Source organism: Pseudoramibacter porci, assembly GCF_009696145.1.
In the GTDB taxonomy this organism is placed as follows: domain Bacteria; phylum Bacillota; class Clostridia; order Eubacteriales; family Eubacteriaceae; genus Pseudoramibacter; species Pseudoramibacter porci.
Genome location: NZ_VUMO01000005.1, coordinates 1 through 18,720, shown reverse-complemented (window position 1 = coordinate 18,720; position 18,720 = coordinate 1). Strand labels below are relative to the sequence as shown.

General features: G+C 53.5%; 19 protein-coding genes and 2 tRNA genes. 19 read left to right on the top strand and 2 right to left on the bottom strand.

Annotated elements, in window-relative coordinates:
* The first annotated feature begins 40 nt into the window (after positions 1-40).
* Positions 41-562, top strand: a complete 522-nt coding sequence (locus FYJ52_RS04745) for a nitroreductase (protein ID WP_154576113.1) — start codon at positions 41-43, stop codon at positions 560-562.
* A gap of 55 nt (positions 563-617) precedes the next feature.
* On the opposite strand, the gene mutY is transcribed toward FYJ52_RS04745, so the two are convergent.
* Positions 618-1,703 carry an A/G-specific adenine glycosylase gene (gene mutY / locus FYJ52_RS04740; RefSeq protein ID WP_154576112.1) on the bottom strand — a complete coding sequence of 362 codons (1,086 nt, stop codon included), beginning with the start codon at positions 1,701-1,703 and terminating at the stop codon, positions 618-620.
* A 160-nt stretch (positions 1,704-1,863) separates the two neighbouring features.
* On the opposite strand from mutY, the gene FYJ52_RS04735 reads away from it, so the two are divergent.
* From FYJ52_RS04735 to queF, 11 genes are all read left to right on the top strand, one after another.
* Positions 1,864-2,928, top strand: a complete 1,065-nt coding sequence (locus FYJ52_RS04735) for a branched-chain amino acid aminotransferase (RefSeq protein WP_154576111.1) — start codon at positions 1,864-1,866, stop codon at positions 2,926-2,928.
* Positions 2,929-3,041: 113 nt separating this feature from the next.
* Positions 3,042-3,130 (top strand) — tRNA-Ser (locus tag FYJ52_RS04730).
* Between the two features lie 64 nt (positions 3,131-3,194).
* A tRNA-Ser gene (locus FYJ52_RS04725) sits at positions 3,195-3,286 on the top strand.
* Between the two features lie 288 nt (positions 3,287-3,574).
* On the top strand, positions 3,575-4,048 hold the full coding sequence (locus tag FYJ52_RS04720) for an RrF2 family transcriptional regulator (RefSeq protein ID WP_235901540.1): 474 nt from the start codon (positions 3,575-3,577) through the stop codon (positions 4,046-4,048).
* A gap of 31 nt (positions 4,049-4,079) precedes the next feature.
* Positions 4,080-4,739, top strand: coding sequence for an HD domain-containing protein (locus FYJ52_RS04715; protein ID WP_408003698.1), 660 nt, complete (start codon positions 4,080-4,082; stop codon positions 4,737-4,739).
* Positions 4,726-7,017, top strand: a complete 2,292-nt coding sequence (locus tag FYJ52_RS04710) for an LTA synthase family protein (protein WP_235901539.1) — start codon at positions 4,726-4,728, stop codon at positions 7,015-7,017. Before FYJ52_RS04715 ends, FYJ52_RS04710 begins: the two co-directional genes overlap by 14 nt.
* Before the next feature lie 11 nt (positions 7,018-7,028).
* Complete coding sequence (locus FYJ52_RS04705; RefSeq protein WP_154576110.1) at positions 7,029-8,126, top strand: ABC transporter substrate-binding protein; 1,098 nt, start codon at positions 7,029-7,031, stop codon at positions 8,124-8,126.
* Positions 8,127-8,306: 180 nt separating this feature from the next.
* Positions 8,307-8,750, top strand: coding sequence for a 6-carboxytetrahydropterin synthase QueD (gene queD, locus FYJ52_RS04700; RefSeq protein ID WP_154576109.1), 444 nt, complete (start codon positions 8,307-8,309; stop codon positions 8,748-8,750).
* A gap of 1 nt (position 8,751) precedes the next feature.
* Positions 8,752-9,417, top strand: coding sequence for a putative 7-carboxy-7-deazaguanine synthase QueE (queE, locus tag FYJ52_RS04695; protein WP_154576108.1), 666 nt, complete (start codon positions 8,752-8,754; stop codon positions 9,415-9,417).
* A 28-nt stretch (positions 9,418-9,445) separates the two neighbouring features.
* A complete protein-coding gene (queC, locus tag FYJ52_RS04690; RefSeq protein ID WP_154576107.1) occupies positions 9,446-10,165 on the top strand; it encodes a 7-cyano-7-deazaguanine synthase QueC in 720 nt (239 codons plus the stop codon).
* A 15-nt stretch (positions 10,166-10,180) separates the two neighbouring features.
* On the top strand, positions 10,181-10,678 hold the full coding sequence (gene queF / locus FYJ52_RS04685; protein ID WP_154576106.1) for a preQ(1) synthase: 498 nt from the start codon (positions 10,181-10,183) through the stop codon (positions 10,676-10,678).
* Here queF and FYJ52_RS04680 read toward each other — a convergent pair.
* Positions 10,675-11,259: a biotin transporter BioY gene (locus tag FYJ52_RS04680; protein ID WP_154576105.1), complete on the bottom strand. Its 585-nt coding sequence runs from the start codon at positions 11,257-11,259 to the stop codon at positions 10,675-10,677. The genes queF and FYJ52_RS04680 overlap by 4 nt on opposite strands.
* A gap of 124 nt (positions 11,260-11,383) precedes the next feature.
* Here FYJ52_RS04680 and folE point away from each other — a divergent pair, with 124 nt between their 5' ends.
* The 7 genes from folE (at position 11,384) to FYJ52_RS04645 (ending at position 18,539) form a co-directional block, all read left to right on the top strand.
* Positions 11,384-11,947, top strand: a complete 564-nt coding sequence (gene folE / locus FYJ52_RS04675) for a GTP cyclohydrolase I FolE (RefSeq protein WP_154576104.1) — start codon at positions 11,384-11,386, stop codon at positions 11,945-11,947.
* A gap of 126 nt (positions 11,948-12,073) precedes the next feature.
* Positions 12,074-12,775: an ATP-binding protein gene (locus FYJ52_RS04670; protein WP_154576103.1), complete on the top strand. Its 702-nt coding sequence runs from the start codon at positions 12,074-12,076 to the stop codon at positions 12,773-12,775.
* Between the two features lie 122 nt (positions 12,776-12,897).
* The gene (locus FYJ52_RS04665) at positions 12,898-13,581 is read left to right on the top strand and encodes a DNA alkylation repair protein (RefSeq protein WP_154576102.1); all 684 of its coding nucleotides are present in this window, start codon (positions 12,898-12,900) and stop codon (positions 13,579-13,581) included.
* Between the two features lie 124 nt (positions 13,582-13,705).
* The gene (gene iorA, locus FYJ52_RS04660; RefSeq protein WP_235901538.1) at positions 13,706-15,490 is read left to right on the top strand and encodes an indolepyruvate ferredoxin oxidoreductase subunit alpha; all 1,785 of its coding nucleotides are present in this window, start codon (positions 13,706-13,708) and stop codon (positions 15,488-15,490) included.
* Positions 15,487-16,083 (top strand): indolepyruvate oxidoreductase subunit beta, encoded by a 597-nt coding sequence (locus FYJ52_RS04655; RefSeq protein ID WP_154576101.1) that lies wholly within the window; start codon positions 15,487-15,489, stop codon positions 16,081-16,083. The genes iorA and FYJ52_RS04655 overlap by 4 nt, the downstream gene beginning before the upstream one ends.
* Before the next feature lie 5 nt (positions 16,084-16,088).
* A complete protein-coding gene (locus FYJ52_RS04650; protein WP_154576100.1) occupies positions 16,089-17,330 on the top strand; it encodes a phenylacetate--CoA ligase family protein in 1,242 nt (413 codons plus the stop codon).
* A 198-nt stretch (positions 17,331-17,528) separates the two neighbouring features.
* Positions 17,529-18,539 (top strand): carcinine hydrolase/isopenicillin-N N-acyltransferase family protein, encoded by a 1,011-nt coding sequence (locus tag FYJ52_RS04645; protein WP_154576099.1) that lies wholly within the window; start codon positions 17,529-17,531, stop codon positions 18,537-18,539.
* The last annotated feature ends 181 nt before the right edge of the window (positions 18,540-18,720 follow it).

The window sequence follows — 18,720 nt, the reverse complement described above, 5'->3', positions numbered from 1 at the left end:
AAGATGAGAAATTTTATCATACAGAGGAGGAGGGTTTACAATGGAAAACAAGGTAATGAAAGCGCTGCTCGAACGGCGAAGCTGCAGAAAATTCAAAGCAGATCCCGTGCCGGACGGTCTACTAGATCAGATTACATCGGCAGGGCTCAATGCGGCTTCAGGCCGAAACCGTCAGCCGGTCATCATCATTCAGATTCGCAACAAAGCGATCCGGGATATGCTGTCCAAACTCAATGCGGGCATTATGGGGACGGACGGCGACCCGTTCTACGGCGCACCGGTCGTGTACGCTGTGCTGGCAGATAAATCAGCCCCCACTTACATGTACGACGGCGCGCTCGTCATCGGCAACATGCTGACAGCGGCCGAAGGACTTGGCCTCGGCGCGTGTTGGATTCATCGGGCCAAGCAGGAATTTGAACAGCCTGAAGGCAAGGCCATTTTGAAGACTCTTGGGATCGAAGGCGATTATGAAGGCATCGGCCACTGTGTTGTGGGTTATCGCGACGATGCGCCCAAGGAACTGCCGAGAAAACCAGGTCGGCTGTACAAGCTAGACTAAAACGACGAAGAAAAAATCCGAAGGGCTGAATGGACAGCCTTCGGATTTTTTTGTGTCACGCAAGCAGCTTGGAAAAGGCAGTGGGCAGCGGATAACGCGTCTTAAGATCATCTCGGTCGGCAAACACCCAGTCGCGCGATTTTAACGTGGCGCTGCTGTGGAGCGGCAATTGATAAACGGCAATTTGCCAGGTAATGTGGGTAAAAACGTGGCGGCCGTTCTTTATGAAAACAGGGTCGGACACGGTCGTGTCGAGCACGGACTCGAGATACCTTTTCAAAGCGGCAGCGCTTTCTTTTGAGTTGGTCACGTTCGGCAGTTCCCACAGTCCGGCGAGCAGTCCGTTGGACGGGCGTCTGTGGATTAAGAGGCGCCCGGCCGCATCGGTGACGATGGCAGCGGCGATTTTTTCGGTTCGGTGCTTCATCCTTTTCGATTTAACCGGCCGCTCGCCGATGGTGCCGTTTTTAAGGGCAAGGCAAACATCGCGCCACGGGCAGATCAAACAAGACGGGGACTTCGGCGTGCAGACGAGGGCGCCGAGTTCCATGAGTGCTTCGTTGAAATCTCCTGGCCGGTCTTCCGGCATCCAGGTTAAGAGCCATGCCGAAATCGCCTTGCGCACCGCAGGCAGTGCCGTGTCGGCCGGGCTGTCCATGAGTCGGCTAACAACCCTCAGGACGTTGCCGTCGACAGCCGCGGCTTTTTGATTAAAGGCGAGGGAAGCGACGGCGCCGGCAGTGTACGGACCAATGCCCGGAAGTTTTGCAAGCGCTTTGGCCGTGTCGGGGAAATCCCCGAGCGCTTGAATCTGTATCGCGGCCTTTCGCAGATTGCGGGCTCTGGAATAATAACCGAGGCCTTCCCAAAGTTTGAGGACAGCCTCTTCGCTGGCTTCGGCCAGATCTTTAAGCGTTGGAAAGACGGCAATAAACCGTTCGAAATAGGGAATCAGCGTGTCAATTTGGGTTTGCTGGGCCATGATCTCCGAAATCCAGACGCGGTAAGGATCGGCACGGGTCGTTTCCCCGGGACGTCTAAAGGGGAGATCGCGTTTGTTTTCAGAAAACCAGGAAAGGAGCGCGTCCGCCGCGCCGTCCGGCGGCGCGGGGAAAATCGTTGAAGAAGTCGTTTGTTTCATGTGAAGTAGTGTATCAAAAAGTGCGGATGCAATCAAACTGAAATTGTATCAGAAAAAGTGCAATAAATGTCTTGTAGATTGTATACATGATTGATAAAATAAAGCTACTGTTATTAAATGACCAATCGTTTGATGGCGATTGATAGATGAGGAGAAATAAATGGATATCAAGTTTGTTAAAGCTAAAACGCTGAAAGAAAAGCCGGATCAGAGCAATCTGCCCTTTGGCCGCATCTTCACGGATTATATGTTCACGATGGATTACGATCCGGAAAACGGCTGGCATAACGCGACGATTGAACCCTACGGCCCAATCAGTCTCGATCCTTCTGCCTGTGTGTTCCACTACGCCCAGGAAGTTTTCGAAGGGACAAAGGCCTATAAAACGCCGGACGGCCACGTTCAGCTGTTCCGCCCGCAGGAAAACTTTGCGCGCTTAAACCGTTCAGCCAAGCGTCTGTGCATTCCGCCAATTGACGAAGATTTTGCGCTCGAAGCCTTAAAGCAGCTTGTCGAAATTGAAAAGGATTGGATCCCGACAGCTCCAGGAACGTCGCTTTACATTCGCCCGTTTATTTTCGCAACGGAAAATTATATCGGCGTTCACGTTTCCAGTACTTATAAATTTTTCATCATTCTCTGTCCGGTCGGCTCCTATTACGAAGATGGCCTGAAACCGGCTGTCATGCACATCGAACAGGTTTATGCGAGAACCGTTGCCGGCGGTACCGGCGAAGCCAAATGCGGCGGCAATTACGCAGGTTCTTTGGCTGCAACAGAAAAGGCCAACGAAGAAGGCTACGAAGAAACGCTGTGGCTCGACGGCGCGACGCGTAAAAACATCGAAGAAGTTGGCTCTTGCAACATCATGTTCAAGATCGACGGCAAATTTGTCACGCCGAAACTCACTGGCACCATCTTACCGGGGATTACCCGCAAATCCATTATTCAGCTGCTTAAGAGCTGGGGCGAAACCGTTGAAGAACGGGTGCTGCCGATTCAGGAATTATTGGATGACTACCACGCAGGCAAAGTCGAAGAAGTCTTCGGGATGGGGACCGCAGCAGTCGTCGCACCGATCGGCAAATTGAACTACGCTGGCGAAGATATGGTCTTTAACAACGACGAAATCGGCCCAAGCGCTCAGAAAATTTACGACACGCTGGTCGGTATTCAGCACGGAACTGTCGAAGATCCATTCAACTGGGTCGTCAAGGTCTGCTAGTTATAGGTTTTTTGTTGTAAAAATATTTAAAAGATTTAATAAAAGAATTGACAGGGGCGAAAGCCCCTGTTATAATATTTCATGCAGTTGTCGCGTACTGCGATGACGTGTTCCGAGAGGTATCGAAGCGGTCATAACGAGGCGGTCTTGAAAACCGTTTGGGTGCAAGCCCACGTGGGTTCGAATCCCACCCTCTCGGCCATTTTAATTGAATAAAGCTTTGCGATTCAGTGACACAATCAGCGTGGAATCCCGAAGCACAGTACGGAGAAGTACTCAAGTTGGCTGAAGAGGCGCCCCTGCTAAGGGTGTAGGTCGCTCACGCGGCGCGAGAGTTCAAATCTCTCCTTCTCCGCCATGAAAGATCAGCACGATGCATACGCATTGTGCTTTTTTTATTGTCTTTTTCAAGCTGTGTGATTTATTTCCCGGGAAATGATTTGATCAAAACGTCATAAGGTGCGGTATCTTTCAAATTCTTAAATCAAGGCAGCGAGTTTTTGAAAATAATTGCAGCGTTTTTCACCCTGTGATAAAATGCGTTCATAAAATGGATAACTAGAGATATTGACGCGTAACAACGCAAAAATCCCTACATCATGGTTGAATGGTGCAGGGATTGTGATATAGAAAAGAGAAAAGGAATATGATGTTAATCACAAAAGAGACGGACTACGCCCTTCGGCTGATCCGCGGTCTTTCCGACGGCAAAAGGCACACCGTGGCAATGCTCGCTTGTTCGGAAAAAGTACCCAGACAGTACGCTTATAAAATTTTGAAAAAACTCGAGGGCGGCCAGATCGTCGCCATTACCCGCGGTGCAGACGGCGGCTACGAGCTGGCCCAGTCGCTCTCGGCAGTGACACTGTACGATGTTATGGCGACGCTGGGCGACGCACCGGGCGTTGCGGCCTGTGTCAGCGGCCATGACTACGCCTGTCCGTGGTGCGAAAGCCACGATGAAGACTGCCGTGTCCAGGAACATTTGCTTTCGATTCAGCACCAGCTCGCATCGGTGCTGAAAGCGCACACCCTTCGCGAAATTCTTTTTGATCCGGCACAGCCAGTTTTATTAGATGAAAATAAGGCGCAAGCGTCAAAGACAAAGGAAGCGGGCTGAAAGGCCTTCTTTTTATGTAGAGGTAAGTTTTATGCAGAATATGGATCAAAAACGGCTGCAGCAGCAGCTGAATTTTATTTTAGAAATCGATAAAGAAAAAAATGTATTCCGCCAGACGCACTTGAGCGGCGGCGGACGGGCTGAAAATGACGCTGAACACGCCTGGCATATGGCCGTGATGATGGCCCTGCTCGCTGAGTATGCCGACGCCGAATTCGATTTAGCCCGCGGCATGCTGATGTGTCTGATTCACGACATCGTCGAGATCGACGCCGGCGACACCTACGCTTATGATGAAAAAGCCAAGACGACGCAGAATGACCGCGAAGAACGCGCAGCTGACCGAATATTCGGCTTACTGCCTGAAGATCAGGGGGCAAAGCTGCGCGCTTTATTCGAGGAATTCGACGCGGGGGTTACGCCGGAGGCGCGGTTCGCCCGGGCGATGGACAACCTTCAGCCGGTGCTGCTCAACAATGCGAACGGCGGCGGCGACTGGCGCCGCCATCACGTCCGCCGGGATCAAATTGAAAAGCGCCAAATCGGAACGAAACGGGGCTCAGTCTCGCTTTACAATTTAATCGAAGAGATTATTGACAAAAATGTGAGTGCGGGTAATATTGCACCGGCTGCTGAAGCGCGCACACCTGACAAAGAAACCGAGAAAGGAGAGTCCGATGACATCGCGTGAGAAAAAAGATATGAAGACGATGGACGAAGCCGAAACGCAAAAGCCGGAGGCTTCGGAAGATCGCAACAATCCGAGAATTGCCAGAGACGAAGTCAAATTTGAATCGGAAGATCACGGCAAGGAAGACGATGAACAAGAGCTCAAAGACGTGGACGTCCGCGGCACTTCAAAATTCACAAAGGGATTGAAAACTGTCGGCCTGTATCTGCGTTACGCTTGGAAGCAGGCCGACCGCGTTGTCAACCGCGCCGCGAAAAAAATGGAAGGACCGGATCAATTCTTTAACGACCACGCGGTTTGGCTCCATATTCCGCTGGCGGTGCTTGTCGTTTTCGTGATCGAGCTGCTCGCGCGGCATTCCTTTGCGGGCGTTTTTGAGTTCATCACCCACCACACCATTCCGTTTTTCTACAATTGTCTGGTGGTTTACCTGATTTATTCGCTGACCTTTCTCGTCAGGCGGCGCACCTTTCTACGCACGCTGATCACCGGGCTGCTGCTCATTCTCGGCGTCGTGAATGGCGTCATTCTGCTCAGCCGGGTATCGCCTTTTGGCTTCACCGATTTGACGATGATTTCGGATCTTTTGACGATGAAGGGCAGCCAATACGTTTCGGGCGCCCTGACAGCGGTGATTGTCATTGCCATCATCCTCTTTTTCGTCTACGTCGTCCTCTTGTTTTTCAAGGGCCAAAAGCAAAAAGGGAAGTGGCCCTTTCCGCTCAGATTGCTCGCGGTGGCGGTCAGCATCGCACTGATCCCCGGCTCGACGGTTTTCCTGCGCAGTCAGCACGAGCTCAGCGCCTATTTTGGCAATTTGGCTCAGGGCTATTCTGATTATGGTTTTCTCTACGGCTTCGGCACCAGTATTTTCAGCCGGGGCATGAGCAAGCCGTGGAATTACTCGAAAAAATCTGTGAAAAAGGTAATGTCGGATACGGATATGGGACAGACCGTCTGGATTAACGGCAAAAAGGTCAACGTCGTGGTTGTGCTGCTGGAATCCTTTATGGATCCGCAGGACGTGAAATACCTGTCGATGTCGAAGGACCCGATTCCGTATTTCCACTCGCTGGAATCAAATTATTCCTCGGGTTATATGGAAGCGCCGGTCGTTGGCGCCGGGACGTGTAACACGGAATTTGAAATGCTCACCGGCATGTCGATGCAGTTCTTCGGACCGGGCGAATATCCGCAAAAGACCATTTTAAAGAAAGTTCAAAGCTGCGAAAGCTACGCCTCCGATTTGAAGAAGCTTGGTATCAAGAGCCACGTCATTCACAACAACGGTGCGAATTTCTACAGCCGGCAGAACGCTTTCTCGAAGATGGGCTTTGACACTTTTACCTCAAAGGAAATGCTGGACATCACTAAAAAGGAATACAATCCAATTAAGACTTGGCCGACTGACGACATCCTGATCGATTCGACCAAAGCGGCGATGGATGCGACGAAGGGCAAAGATTTCGTCTACACGATTACGGTTGCGACCCATGGCAATTATCCAGATTACAAGGTCTTTACCAATCCTGACGTAAAAGTCAAGGCGAAGGGCAAGGATCAGGCGCTCGATTACAAGTGGGAATATTACGTCAACATGCTCCATCGGGAAGATCAATGGATCAAAAATTATATTAAAATGCTCGACAACCGAAACGAACCGACGCTGGTCATCATGTTTGGCGATCACGTGCCGAGTATGGATTTGACGAACCAGGAAGTGAAAAGCGGTGATATTTTTAAGACGAAATACATCACGTGGAACAACTTCGGCATGAAAAAAGAGGATGCGGATCTCACGTCCTACAACCTTGTGGCGGACATGCTTGGCCGTTTGGGCGTCCACGGCGGAACGGTAATGAACTACCATCAGAAGATGCTCGAAAATGGAACAAAGGCGGGCTCACTTACCTACATGCGCGGCCTGAAGATGCTGCAGTACGATTTGCTTTACGGCAAGCGTTACGCCTACGATGGCAAAAACCCGTATCCGGCGACGACTATTGAAATGGGATTAAATGACATCAAGATCGATCGCATTTACACCTACGATAACCGCGTCCATCTCTTCGGAGAAAACTTTACGCGGTGGAGCAAGGTTTTTGTGAACGGCAAGCAGGTCTCAACCAAATACAAAAGCGGCCAGCATTTATCAATCAGTATTGACGATGTGCGCCAGGGCGATAAGATTCAGGTCAGCCAGATGGGTTCCGGAGATGACAAACTCCGCACGTCGAATAAAGTGAGCTATACGGCGCCCGCCGTGAACAATGAATAGGAGGCAGCAGAATGCATAAACGCAAGAAAATCATCATCGCGGTGATCGTTATCGCGGCGGCCGCTGCTCTATTGGCTTTTCTGTTTAGAGACCGCGTCAATATCACGACATACAAAGATTCCAAAGAGGAAGGATCACGGGTTTACACGATCGGGATCATTCAATCGAGAAAAGGCAGCTATGCGGATCAGATGGTTCAAGGGTCGATGGACGCGATAACGGATATTTTCGGCGCGACCCACATTAAATTTACGGAAAAGCGAGTTACAACCAGAGGCGAAGCTAAAAAAGCGGCAAAGCAGATGGTTAAACAAAATAAAGATCTGATCCTCACGAGTGGGACTCGTGCGCTGATGGGGGCCGAAGACGCAACGACAACGGTGCCCATTCTCAGCACAGGTGTTGTGAATTTCCAACGGGCGTTAGGCATGACCGTCAGCGATAATTGGGACTACCGAACGGGACGCAACGTCACCGGCGTGTCCGGGGAGCCGAGCCTGCCGGATACGCTGTCGATGCTCATCGAGGTGACCCCTGATTTAAAAACCGTTGGATTGATTCGCGACCCGAAGGAACCGGACAGCGTTTACCAGTGCAACAAAATGAAGGCGATGCTCGACGAAGCCGGAATCGCTTCGAAAACCTACGATTTGTCCAGAACCAGCACGGATTGGGACGCAGAAACGCTTGCCCAAACCGCCGTCTCAGAATGCAGCGCGCTGTACTTTTCGATGGATTGCGGTCTTGCCAAACAGGCAAAGGTCATCACCCCCATCGCGGCTGAAGCCGGTGTTTCGACTGTGGCCGGCGATGCTGCGGTCGGGAAAAATGTGCTGGCGACGCTTTACACCGATCCCTACAATCAGGGATATCGTGCCGGGCGGATGGCCTATTCGATTCTTGTAAAGGGCAGCAAGCCGAAGCGAATGCACGTGAAGATTTTCGTGTCCAGCGCATCGCAGAAGCTCTACCAGAAGACGATTGCGGCGCAGATGAATCGAAATTTTCCAAAATCCTTCTCGGAAATTGGGGACTACCTTGCCAACTACGATCCCACCCTCGTGACGACGCGGATCAATGCCGGTGTAACACAGCCCGGAAAAGATTAACTGTAACAATGAAAATAGCTAAGGCGGCTGAAAAGCCGGCTTGATTTTGCGTCCGCCTTGGTCTATAATGCAGACGACAGTTCGATTGCACCATCCTGCCGATAAATAAAACCAGGGCTTTAATAGATGATGACGCCCTGCCTGTGCAGGGCTTTTTTTATTGGGAAAGAAGGCAAACCGATGTACACACTTAAAACGAATGGACATTTCGACGCGGCGCATTTTTTAAAGGGCTACGCCGGAAAATGTGCGAACCTTCACGGCCATCATTGGACAGTGACCGTGGAAATCCAGGGCGAAACCCTGAGGACGGACGAACAGCACCGCGGTATGCTCGTCGACTTTGGCGATTTGAAGGCGGATCTCAAGGCGGTTTGCGACAGCTTTGATCACCGCTTGATTTATGAAGACGGGAGTCTCTCAGAGGCGGCGCTGAAAGTTTTAACGGAAGAAGGCTTTTCCGGACGGGCCATTCCCGTCCGCCCCACAGCGGAAAATCTTGCGAAACGCTTCTGCGATGAGATGGCGGCCAAAGGCTACGACGTCCGCCGCGTTGAGGTTTACGAAACGCCGAACAATATGGCCGCTTACGAGCCGGACCAAAAGAATGAGAGGGATCATTAAAATGCAGGTAGCTGAAAAATTTGTCAGTATTGACGGCGAAGGCCCCCACGCCGGAGAGCTGGCCGCTTTCATCCGGTTTAAGGGCTGTAATTTAGACTGCGATTACTGCGACACGAAATGGGCCAACCGCGCGGACTGCGCCGCGAATGACGAGACGGCCGAAGACCTCGCAGCCTGGGTGCAGAGCACAGGCACGCACAATGTGACCCTGACCGGCGGCGAACCCCTCCTTCAGCACGGCATTGACGGGCTAATCGCCCGCCTCATCGACGACGGCTGCCGCGTCGAGGTGGAAACCAACGGTTCCATCGATATCGCGCCCTTCTGCGCCGACGCGGCGCATCGGCCGGTCTTTACGCTGGACTGCAAGCTTTCGGCCAGCGGCACCGCCTGCGTCATCGCCATGCGGCCGGACAATTACCGGTACTTGGGTTCTCACGACAGTGTGAAATTCGTCTGCGGCAGCCGGGCCGATTTAGAAGACGCCGCACGCATCATTGCGGCCTACGATCTCGATCGTACCTGTCACGTGTTTTTAAGTCCGGTTTTCGGGAAGATTCAGCCGGCGGATATCGTGACGTTTATGGAAAAGCGGAGGCTCAACGGTGTGCGTCTGCAGCTGCAGCTGCACAAGATCATCTGGGATCCGATGACCCGCGGGGTGTAAGCAATTTAAATTGTAAGAAGAGGATAAAATGAAATCATTAGATCAATACAAGAAGGCCATGGTGCTGACCAGCGGCGGGGTCGATTCGACGACAGCCCTGGGTCTGGCGGTGGACCGTCTCGGCGCGGAAAACGTCATCGCCCTGTCCATTCAATACGGTCAGAAGCACGATAAAGAAATTCGAGCGGCCAAGGATGTCTCGGCGCATTACGGCGTCGAACAATTGTTTTTGGATTTGACACCGATTTTTAAGTACAGCGACTGCGCGCTGCTCAAAGGTTCGGATCAGGCGATTCCCGAAGAAAGCTACGCCGAACAGATTGAAGCTACTGGCGGCGAAACGCCGGTGTCGACTTACGTGCCTTTTCGAAACGGCTTGTTCCTGTCATCGGCAGCGAGTATGGCTCTTTCAAAACATTGCGACGTCATTCTCTACGGCGCCCACGCCGATGATTCGGCAGGTTTTGCCTATCCGGACTGCTCACCGGCCTTTGCCGATGCGATGAATCGCGCAGTCTACGAAGGCTCGGGCCACCAGCTCGAAATCGTGGCGCCCTTTGTCGAGATTGACAAGGCGGCAGTGGTGAAACTCGGCCTTGAACTCGGCGTGCCCTACGAATTGACCTGGTCGTGCTACGAAGGGGGCGAACACCCCTGCGGCAAATGCGGGACTTGTCTGGATCGGGCTGCGGCTTTTGCAGCCAACGGCGTCGCCGATCCGGCGATGGCTCAATACGAAAAAGCGTGAGCGGAGGGAAAGCGAATGAAAGATCAGCGGGATAAAAATAAGGAGCATCTGACGAAACTCGGCAGCACCGGAACCGTCTACCCGACGGACTACGCGCCGGAGATGCTCGAAACTTTTGAAAATAAACATCCGGATCACGATTACTTTGTCAAATTTAATTGCCCGGAATTTACGAGCCTGTGCCCGATCACAGGCCAGCCCGACTTCGGCAACGTTGTGATCGCCTATGTGCCGGATAAAAAAATGGTCGAGAGCAAAAGCTTAAAGCTTTATCTCTTTTCTTTCAGGGACCACGGCGCCTTCCACGAGGACTGCATGAACACGATTATGGAAGATTTAATCGCGCTGATGGACCCGAAATACATCGAAGTCTGGGGACGGTTCATGCCCCGGGGCGGCATTTCGATCGATCCGTACTGTAATTACGGCAGGCCCGGAACGAAGTGGGAGGACGCCGCGTGGCAGCGCCTTTCCCACCACGACATGAACCCCGAAGCGGTGGACAACCGTTAAACGCGGCGCTTCGGATTTTCACCGGCTTCGAATTTCTGAATGGACAGGCCGCTTCGCGCGAGCCGTTCGTCTAGAATTCTGCCGACGGCAGCCGCTGCGGCCATTTTTGCGATATCCCCTGGAATAAAGGGCACGACGCAAACGAGCAGCGCCGGAATCAGCGCGGTGTGGGTCACCAACATGAACCAGACCGTCCCGAGGGCCAGACAGGCGATGGAGCCGATGAGCATCGAAATCAGTGCTGGAATAAATTTTCGCCGGGTTTCGCAAAGTTTTCCGGCGATGAGTGCAGCGAGAATGTAGCCGATCAGATAGCCGCCGGTGGGGCCGAGGAGCCTCCCAGCGCCGGCGGTGAAACCGGAGAACACCGGCACACCGAAAAAGCCAAGCAGCAGATAAACGGCGACGGCCAGTGTCCCGAAGCGCCAGCCCAATAAATAGGCTGATAGAAAAAGTGCGAAAGTCAGCGGGGAGAGCGGCACACCGCCGGGCAGCGGAATCGAAAGCGGGCCGAGAATGGCCATGAACGCCGCGAGCAGCGCGGTAAAAACCAAATTGCGGGTTTTGGGTTTAGTGGACATCGTTTTCTCCTTTGATGATTGTAAAATACAAGAATGAACCAAGGGTAAAGAACCGCTTTATTATATCACAGATGAAAGCGGACAGACACTTAAAGGCCGAGATGATGTGAGAGAAAGGAAAAGTATGGATCAAGATAAAATTAAACAGGCGGTGCGTCTGTTTTTAGAGGGGATCGGCGAAAATCCCGACCGTTCTGGACTTTTGGAGACTCCAGGGCGGATCGCACGGATGTGCGAGGAAGTTTATGGCGGATTGGGGCAGTCGCCGGACGCCCATTTGGCCAGGCAGTTTGATGCGGAAGGCGGCGGAAGCGAGATCGTTGTGGTCAAAGACATTCCGTTTTTTTCGACCTGCGAACATCATTTGGTGCCTTTTTTTGGAAAGGTGCACATCGGTTATCTGCCAGGCGATAAAGTCGTAGGCTTAAGCAAGCTCGCCCGGACCGTCGAGGTCTACGCCAGACGGCCGCAGATTCAGGAACGGTTAACGGGCCAGATCGCCGATGCCGTGGAGCGATGCCTCAAACCGAAGGGCGTCATGGTTAAAATCGAAGCTGAACATATGTGCATGACCATGCGCGGCGTCCAAAAGCCAGGCACCCAGACGGTCACGCTGGCGGCGCGGGGGGTATTTGAATCTCAGCCCGAACAGCGGCAGCTATTCCTCGACTTAATCAAGAAATCATAACGATAAAAGTGGCGGCGAAATAAAAAATTAAACTGTGGTTTTAACAACAGACGAGCAGCATTTTTTCTGACAAAATAGGGTTACCATAATTAAAGATCAACACGTAACACGACGGAGGAAATGTTCATGATACGCAAAATTATCCATATTGACGAAGAAAAATGCAATGGCTGCGGCCTGTGCGCCTCGGCTTGCCACGAAGGGGCCATTGAAATGGTAGACGGCGTCGCGAAACTGACTCGCGAAGATTTCTGCGACGGCTTCGGCGACTGCCTGCCTGAATGCCCGACCGGGGCCATCACCTTTGAAGAACGAGAAGCGCCAGCTTACGACGAAGTGGCGGTCGCTCAGGCGAAGGCGGCCAGAGCGCAGGCATCGGCGCCTTTTGCCGGATGCCCAGGGTCACAGGTCAGACAGATCCACCGGGACAGCACACCCGAACCACAGGCAGCACCTGTTGCCAAAAGTCAGCTGACCAACTGGCCGGTGCAGATTAAACTTGCGCCGACCCAGGCGCCCTATTTTGACGGCGCCAGACTGCTCATCGCGGCAGACTGTACGGCTTACGCCTATGCCCGGATGCACGAAGACTTCATCAAAGGCCGGGTCGCGCTGATCGGCTGCCCGAAACTGGACGCAGTCAATTACGCCGAAAAACTTGCTGCCATTATTGCGAACAATGACATTCAGGACGTGACCATCGTGCGTATGGAAGTGCCGTGCTGCGGCGGACTGGCCATGGCGGCGAAAAACGCCCTTCAAGCTTCTGGAAAATTCATCCCGTGGCAGATCGTCACCATTGGCATCGACGGCAGACGGCTGGGATAAAATAAAAAGCCGCCGGCAAGCTTCTCTTGAATGATCAGATGTTGAGCACTATTCGGTCAACAATAAACTGTGATATAATAAACAAAAAACCGCATCGTCGGTTTGAGTAACGCAGGTCGAAAATGAAACAAGCTGATCAAAAATACATGGCGGTGAAACACGCCCTTGCGGCTGTGGCAGACAGGGAGCGCGCCGTTCCGATGGCGGCTTATATGCGCAATCAGTTTGCGTTTTACGGGATTCCAGCAGCAGTCAGACGGCAGGCTTATAAAGAGGACATCAAGGCCTTCAAGCGGGCGCCGGCGATCGATTACGATTTCTTAGATCGCTGCTACACAGACAGCCATCGCGAAATGCAGTATTTCGTCATCGACGCTCTTGCCGGCGTGCAGCGCCGCCTGACGCCTGAGGATGTGCCCCGCATTGAGCCTTATCTCAGGCATAAGCAGTGGTGGGATACCATCGATGGGCTGGACAAAATTGTCGGGCGAATCGGGCTGAATGCGTCCGCCTTTCGGCCGAAAATCGAGGCCATCATGAGAGATTGGGCGAGAGATGACAATTTCTGGATGCGAAGGGTAGCCATCGATCACCAGCGAGGTATGAAAGCGCAGACCAATCCTGAACTTTTGGCAGAGGTGATTGTAATGAATCTGGGTTCGGATGAATTTTTCATCAACAAGGCCATCGGCTGGAGTCTGCGGGAATATTCCAAAACGGATCCAGATTGGGTGCGGAATTTCCTAGATCATCACCGAAGCCAGATGGCACATCTCAGCGTATCGGAGGCTTCGAAATACCTTTGAGCCTTGACACGTTTTTAACACTGTGTTAAATTGGATTGAGCAGATGATTCAGTCTCTGGGAAGGCGGATAAGCCTGCCCGGAGGCTTTTTTATTAGGTGAGAGAATCAATGGGGAAGGAGCAAGATGAAGGAATTATTAATGGGAAACGAAGCGGTCGCCTGTGGCGCGCTGGCTGCCGGAGTTCAGGTGGTCGCTGGCTACCCGGGAACACCGTCTACTGAAGCGCTTGAGACCATCGCAAAGCGCAAGCCTGATGGGGTTTACGTCGAGTGGTCGATTAACGAAAAGGCTGGGGCAGAGGTCGCGGCTGGTGCGGCCTACGCCGGGGCGCGCTCGATGGTGACGATGAAGCAAATGGGGCTGAATGTCGCGTCGGACCCGATCATGTGCGTCAATTACGTTGGCGTCAAAGGGGGCATGGTCATTTATGTTGCGGACGATCCGGGACCGATCTCGTCTCAGACGGAGCAGGATACCCGAAGTTGGGGACAGTTCGCAAAAATTCCGGTTCTGGACTGTACATCACCGGAACAAGCCTTTGAACAAGTACAGGCCGCGTTTGAACTGTCCGAAGCCAAGAACATGCCGGTCATTCTTCGGTCGACCACACGGGTGTGCCACGCTTGTTCAGTGATCGATGTGCCTGAATTTGTCCCGCCAGAGCCGGTCGAAGGTTTTGTCAAAGATAAAAAGTGGGTCATTTTCCCGGGATTGTCTTATCAGAACAAGAAGAAGATTTTCGCGAGAGAGTCAGAGCTGGCAAAGACCTTTTCTGAAAACGGCATGAATACGATCGCCGGCACAGGGAAAATCGGCATCGCCTGCGGTGGAATTGCGGCCGCCTATACAGCCGATGCGATTCAAGGCCACGAGGATCAGTTTACAGTTTTCACGGTGAACACACCGTATCCCTTCCCGATTCAGGCGGCCAGACAATTTGTCGATCAGGTTGATACGGTATTGGCTTTTGAAGAGCTGGACCCGTACATTGAGGATCATCTTGCGGCCATGGGTGTTGACGTCATTGGGAAGCGCTCGGGCGCGGTTCCTGAGGCAGGCGAGTTGTCCGCGGTTGTCGTCGCGGGCATCATCGAAAAACAGACGGGGTTATCACTGGACCTTCATCCGACGAACTTGCCTGAATCACCGGCGCTGCCGGTGCGTCCGCCGGTGCTCTGCGCGGGCTGTCCGCACCGCGGTGCATTTTATGCGGTTAAAAAAGCGATGCGCGGCCGAAAAATCATCGCCCTCGGCGACATCGGCTGCTACACGCTGGGCAACGCGATGCCTCTGGACATGGTAGACACCTGCCTGTGCATGGGCGCCGGGGTCACCATGGCTCAGGGCATGAATCACATCGACCCGTCCACCGTAAACTTTGCCTTCATCGGCGATTCGACCTTTTTCGCTTCGGGGATTACCGGCGCGATTAACGGCGTCTACAATCAGGCGGACATCGTTCTCGCCATACTCGACAACTCGACGACAGCCATGACCGGCCACCAGCCCCATCCGGGCACTGGTGTGACGATGATGGGCGAACGGGTTGAGCCGGTATCGATCGAAAGCGTGCTGCGCGGCGCTGGGGTTACCAGCGTGCGGACAGTGGATCCCCTCGATCTCGACGAAGCCGTACCGGCCATTCAGGCGGCGGCAGACGAAAAGGGCGTCCGGGCAATCATCTTTAAATCGCCGTGTATCGCGATCGTGCCGAAACAGGGCATCGCGGAAGTGGATCAAGACGCCTGTATCGGCTGTAAGCGCTGCATCAATGAGCTGGGGTGCCCGGCCATTACGATGATGGAAACAGAAAATGGGCTGAAGGCGGTGATTGATCCGGCTCTGTGCACCGGGTGCGGCCTTTGCAATCAGATTTGCCCGAAGCATTGCATGGAGGTGAAAGGATGAAAAGCGCATTACTTTGCGGTGTCGGCGGACAGGGAACCGTGTTGGCGTCTCGAATTATTGCCCAAGCGGCAATGGACAGCGGACGTCAGGCCCGGACGGCAGAGACCATCGGCATGGCACAGCGGGGCGGCGCAGTGGTCTCCCACGTGAGAATCGGCGAAACGCCGGAGGAAGCGGTGACGTCGCCTTTGATCCCAGATGGTCAGGCCGACGTGCTCATCGGTTTTGAACCTGGAGAGGCGGCGCGGAATCTCAAGGCGCTGAAGCCGGACGGGATTGTCATTGTCAACCGCCGCGCCATTGTCCCGGTGACAGCTTCCCTTGGGAAGAGCGGCTACGACGGCGAGACGGTTTTGAAATGGCTTGAGGCAAACGCAGCACATTGCTTTGTCGTCGACGGCGACCAAGCGGCCCAGGCGTGCGGCTCGGAAAAGGTGCTCAACGTCGTGCTGACCGGTGCGCTGGCCGCAACCGGCGCGATGGGATTGTCCTTTGAAGCGATCAAAGAGGCGATGATCCGCCGGGTCAAGCCGGCCTTTGTCGAAATGAATAAAAAGGCGCTGGCCCTCGGCGCTGAAATGGTGAGGAGATAAGATCCATGAAAATGAAATCGGAAACCCTTGAACAGATCAAATTTCAGATGAAGCGGGTTAAGGCGGCCGGAGGCTTCTACGCCAAGCGCCTTCAGGACATCGATCCGGAAGATATCCAGTCCCAGGCTGATTTTGAAAAGCTGCCCTTTTCTGAAAAGGCGGATTTGCGCAACGCTTATCCTTTGGGTCTCGCCGCCGTTCCCGAAGAAGAGATCGTGCGCATTCACTCGTCGTCCGGCACGACGGGCACGCCAGTGATCATCCCTTATACTAAAAAAGATGTGGACGATTGGGCGACGTTGTTTGCACGCTGCTACGAAATCGCCGGCATCACCCCGAAAGATCGGATTCAGATCACACCGGGCTACGGCCTGTGGACCGCCGGCATTGGCTTTCAGCTCGGCGCGGAAAAACTCGGCGCGATGACCGTGCCGATGGGGCCGGGCAACACCGCTAAGCAGCTGAAATTTATGGAAGACATGCAGTCGACGGTACTTTGTGCGACGTCGTCTTACGCGCTGCTGTTAGCAGAAGAAATCACTAAGCGCGGCATTCGCGACCGCATCGCCTTAAAGAAGGGCGTCATCGGATCGGAACGCTGGGGCGAAAAAATGCGCGCCCGGATTGCGGATGAGCTCGGCGTCGAGCTTTACGACATTTACGGACTGACGGAAGTTTACGGTCCGGGAATTGCGATCAACTGCAAGTACAATACCGGGATGCATTATTTTGACGATTACCTCTACTTTGAAATCATCGACCCAAAAACCGGCGAGGTGCTGCCGGACGGCGAGCTCGGCGAGCTGGTCATCACGACCCTCCAAAAAGAAGGGGCGCCTTTGATCCGCTACCGCACCCACGATTTGACCCGGATCATTCCCGATGACGAACCCTGCCCCTGCGGGCGCGACCTGCCGCGTATCGACGTCATCCTCGGACGCACCGACGACATGGTCAAGGTTCACGGCGTCAACATGTTTCCGGGACAGATCGATGACGTCCTCAAACAGGTGGAAGGTGCCAGCAGCGAATACCAGGTGTTCATCGATCACGTCAACGGCCGGGACAACATTACCGTTTTTGTCGAAACGGCTTTGCCGAAAGAAGGGTACAAGGCTTTTGAAAAACAGCTGAGAGACACGTTTAAGTCCGTGATCAATGTCGGCATCATTCCGAAAGCGGTGGCAATCGGCGATCTGCCGCGCAGCGAAAAGAAATCCACGCGGATTTACGATTACCGTTACTAATCAAGGAGACCGAGAAGCGCAAAAAATGCGTTTCCCGGTCTTTTTTTATTTTAATTTTTGAAATCCTTGACAAAGATTGAATCGCCCCTCATGATATAAATAAACGCTTGCTTAGCTAGATGAAGCGCTAGACAGCCAGGCCCAAATCGTCAATCAAAAATTTTCCCGCGCATCTCGTCAGCGCAGATTGGAGAGATTATGAAAAGAAGCAACCCACGCGTCTCAACGGCAGCCTCGATCAAAAGGCTCACCGCCTACGAGGGCGAGTACAATTTGTACGAAATGACGGTCAATTACGACTACGATTTGGACGCTCTGATCGGCGAAGCCGCCAGAGACGACCAGACATTCACGGACGCCGCTGTGGCGCAGGCCCTTCCCGGGATATCCGTCAAAGCCGCGCCGCCGTCCTTTGGCTGCAGCGCTTTCTGCGCCGAGACAGACGGGGCGGTGCTCACAGGACGAAACTACGATTTCAAAGAGGACACCTCAGCGCTGCTGGTCCGCACGCATCCCAAAGACGGCTACGCGTCCATCGCGTTTGCTTGCTTGAATAACCTTGGCGCGAACGAGGCCGACAGGAGCATCGAGAAGCGGGCCGCGACGCTGCTCGCGCCTTTCGCTTGTCTTGACGGCGTCAACGTCATGGGGGTGAGCATTGCGGTGCTGACCCTGGACAGCGAGCCGGTCGACCAACATGCGAAAGCGGAGGCGATCAACACCGCTCTGGCCATTCGGCTGGTGCTGGACCGCGCGGCCACGACCCAGGAGGCCGTCGAACTGATGGGCCGCTACGACATGCACGCGATGGCGGGGCGCGATTACCATTTCTTCATCAACGACGAATCGGGTGACAGCGTCGTGGTGGAGTACGACATGTTGGATCCCGCGCGAAGGATGACGGTCACGCCGGCGCGGGAGATCACGAATTACTACGCCCTGTACGCGGACCGGGTGAAACCCAACCAGGTCAACGGCGAGTTCGGCCACGGCAAAGAACGCGCACTGGCCATCGCGGCAATCCTCGACGCGGGCGACGTCACTGCGGACGCGGCGTGGGCAGCTCTGCGGGCATCGTCTCAGGTCCCCAACCCTGAGGACATCACCAGCAACACCCAGTGGTCTGTTGTGTACGACAACACCAATCGAACGGCGCGGTTTGTTCAGCGCAGGCATTGGGGCGATACCTTTGTATTCACGCTGGATTAAAGGCTTAGAATGAATGCGGTGAGAAAAATGCACGCTTCTCATTTAGAAGCGTGCATCAGACTGTAGACAAACGAGGCTCTGAGAAAATACTCAGGAGCCTCGTTTGATTTAATATCAAGCTGCAATTTGTAGATTTATAAATTGAAATCGAAATATAGGACGATTCGGTCCTGAGTGGTTC

Coding starts and splice junctions, on each gene's coding strand:
- queD (WP_154576109.1), top strand. CDS start 8,307: ATGTACACACTTAAAACGAATGGACATTTCGACGCGGCGCATTTTTTA.
- queF (WP_154576106.1), top strand. CDS start 10,181: ATGAAAGATCAGCGGGATAAAAATAAGGAGCATCTGACGAAACTCGGC.
- FYJ52_RS04655 (WP_154576101.1), top strand. CDS start 15,487: ATGAAAAGCGCATTACTTTGCGGTGTCGGCGGACAGGGAACCGTGTTG.
- mutY (WP_154576112.1), bottom strand. CDS start 1,703: ATGAAACAAACGACTTCTTCAACGATTTTCCCCGCGCCGCCGGACGGC.
- queC (WP_154576107.1), top strand. CDS start 9,446: ATGAAATCATTAGATCAATACAAGAAGGCCATGGTGCTGACCAGCGGC.
- FYJ52_RS04705 (WP_154576110.1), top strand. CDS start 7,029: ATGCATAAACGCAAGAAAATCATCATCGCGGTGATCGTTATCGCGGCG.
- FYJ52_RS04680 (WP_154576105.1), bottom strand. CDS start 11,259: ATGTCCACTAAACCCAAAACCCGCAATTTGGTTTTTACCGCGCTGCTC.
- FYJ52_RS04665 (WP_154576102.1), top strand. CDS start 12,898: ATGAAACAAGCTGATCAAAAATACATGGCGGTGAAACACGCCCTTGCG.
- folE (WP_154576104.1), top strand. CDS start 11,384: ATGGATCAAGATAAAATTAAACAGGCGGTGCGTCTGTTTTTAGAGGGG.
- FYJ52_RS04645 (WP_154576099.1), top strand. CDS start 17,529: ATGAAAAGAAGCAACCCACGCGTCTCAACGGCAGCCTCGATCAAAAGG.
- FYJ52_RS04735 (WP_154576111.1), top strand. CDS start 1,864: ATGGATATCAAGTTTGTTAAAGCTAAAACGCTGAAAGAAAAGCCGGAT.
- iorA (WP_235901538.1), top strand. CDS start 13,706: ATGAAGGAATTATTAATGGGAAACGAAGCGGTCGCCTGTGGCGCGCTG.
- FYJ52_RS04710 (WP_235901539.1), top strand. CDS start 4,726: ATGACATCGCGTGAGAAAAAAGATATGAAGACGATGGACGAAGCCGAA.
- queE (WP_154576108.1), top strand. CDS start 8,752: ATGCAGGTAGCTGAAAAATTTGTCAGTATTGACGGCGAAGGCCCCCAC.
- FYJ52_RS04745 (WP_154576113.1), top strand. CDS start 41: ATGGAAAACAAGGTAATGAAAGCGCTGCTCGAACGGCGAAGCTGCAGA.
- FYJ52_RS04670 (WP_154576103.1), top strand. CDS start 12,074: ATGATACGCAAAATTATCCATATTGACGAAGAAAAATGCAATGGCTGC.
- FYJ52_RS04715 (WP_408003698.1), top strand. CDS start 4,080: ATGCAGAATATGGATCAAAAACGGCTGCAGCAGCAGCTGAATTTTATT.
- FYJ52_RS04650 (WP_154576100.1), top strand. CDS start 16,089: ATGAAAATGAAATCGGAAACCCTTGAACAGATCAAATTTCAGATGAAG.
- FYJ52_RS04720 (WP_235901540.1), top strand. CDS start 3,575: ATGATGTTAATCACAAAAGAGACGGACTACGCCCTTCGGCTGATCCGC.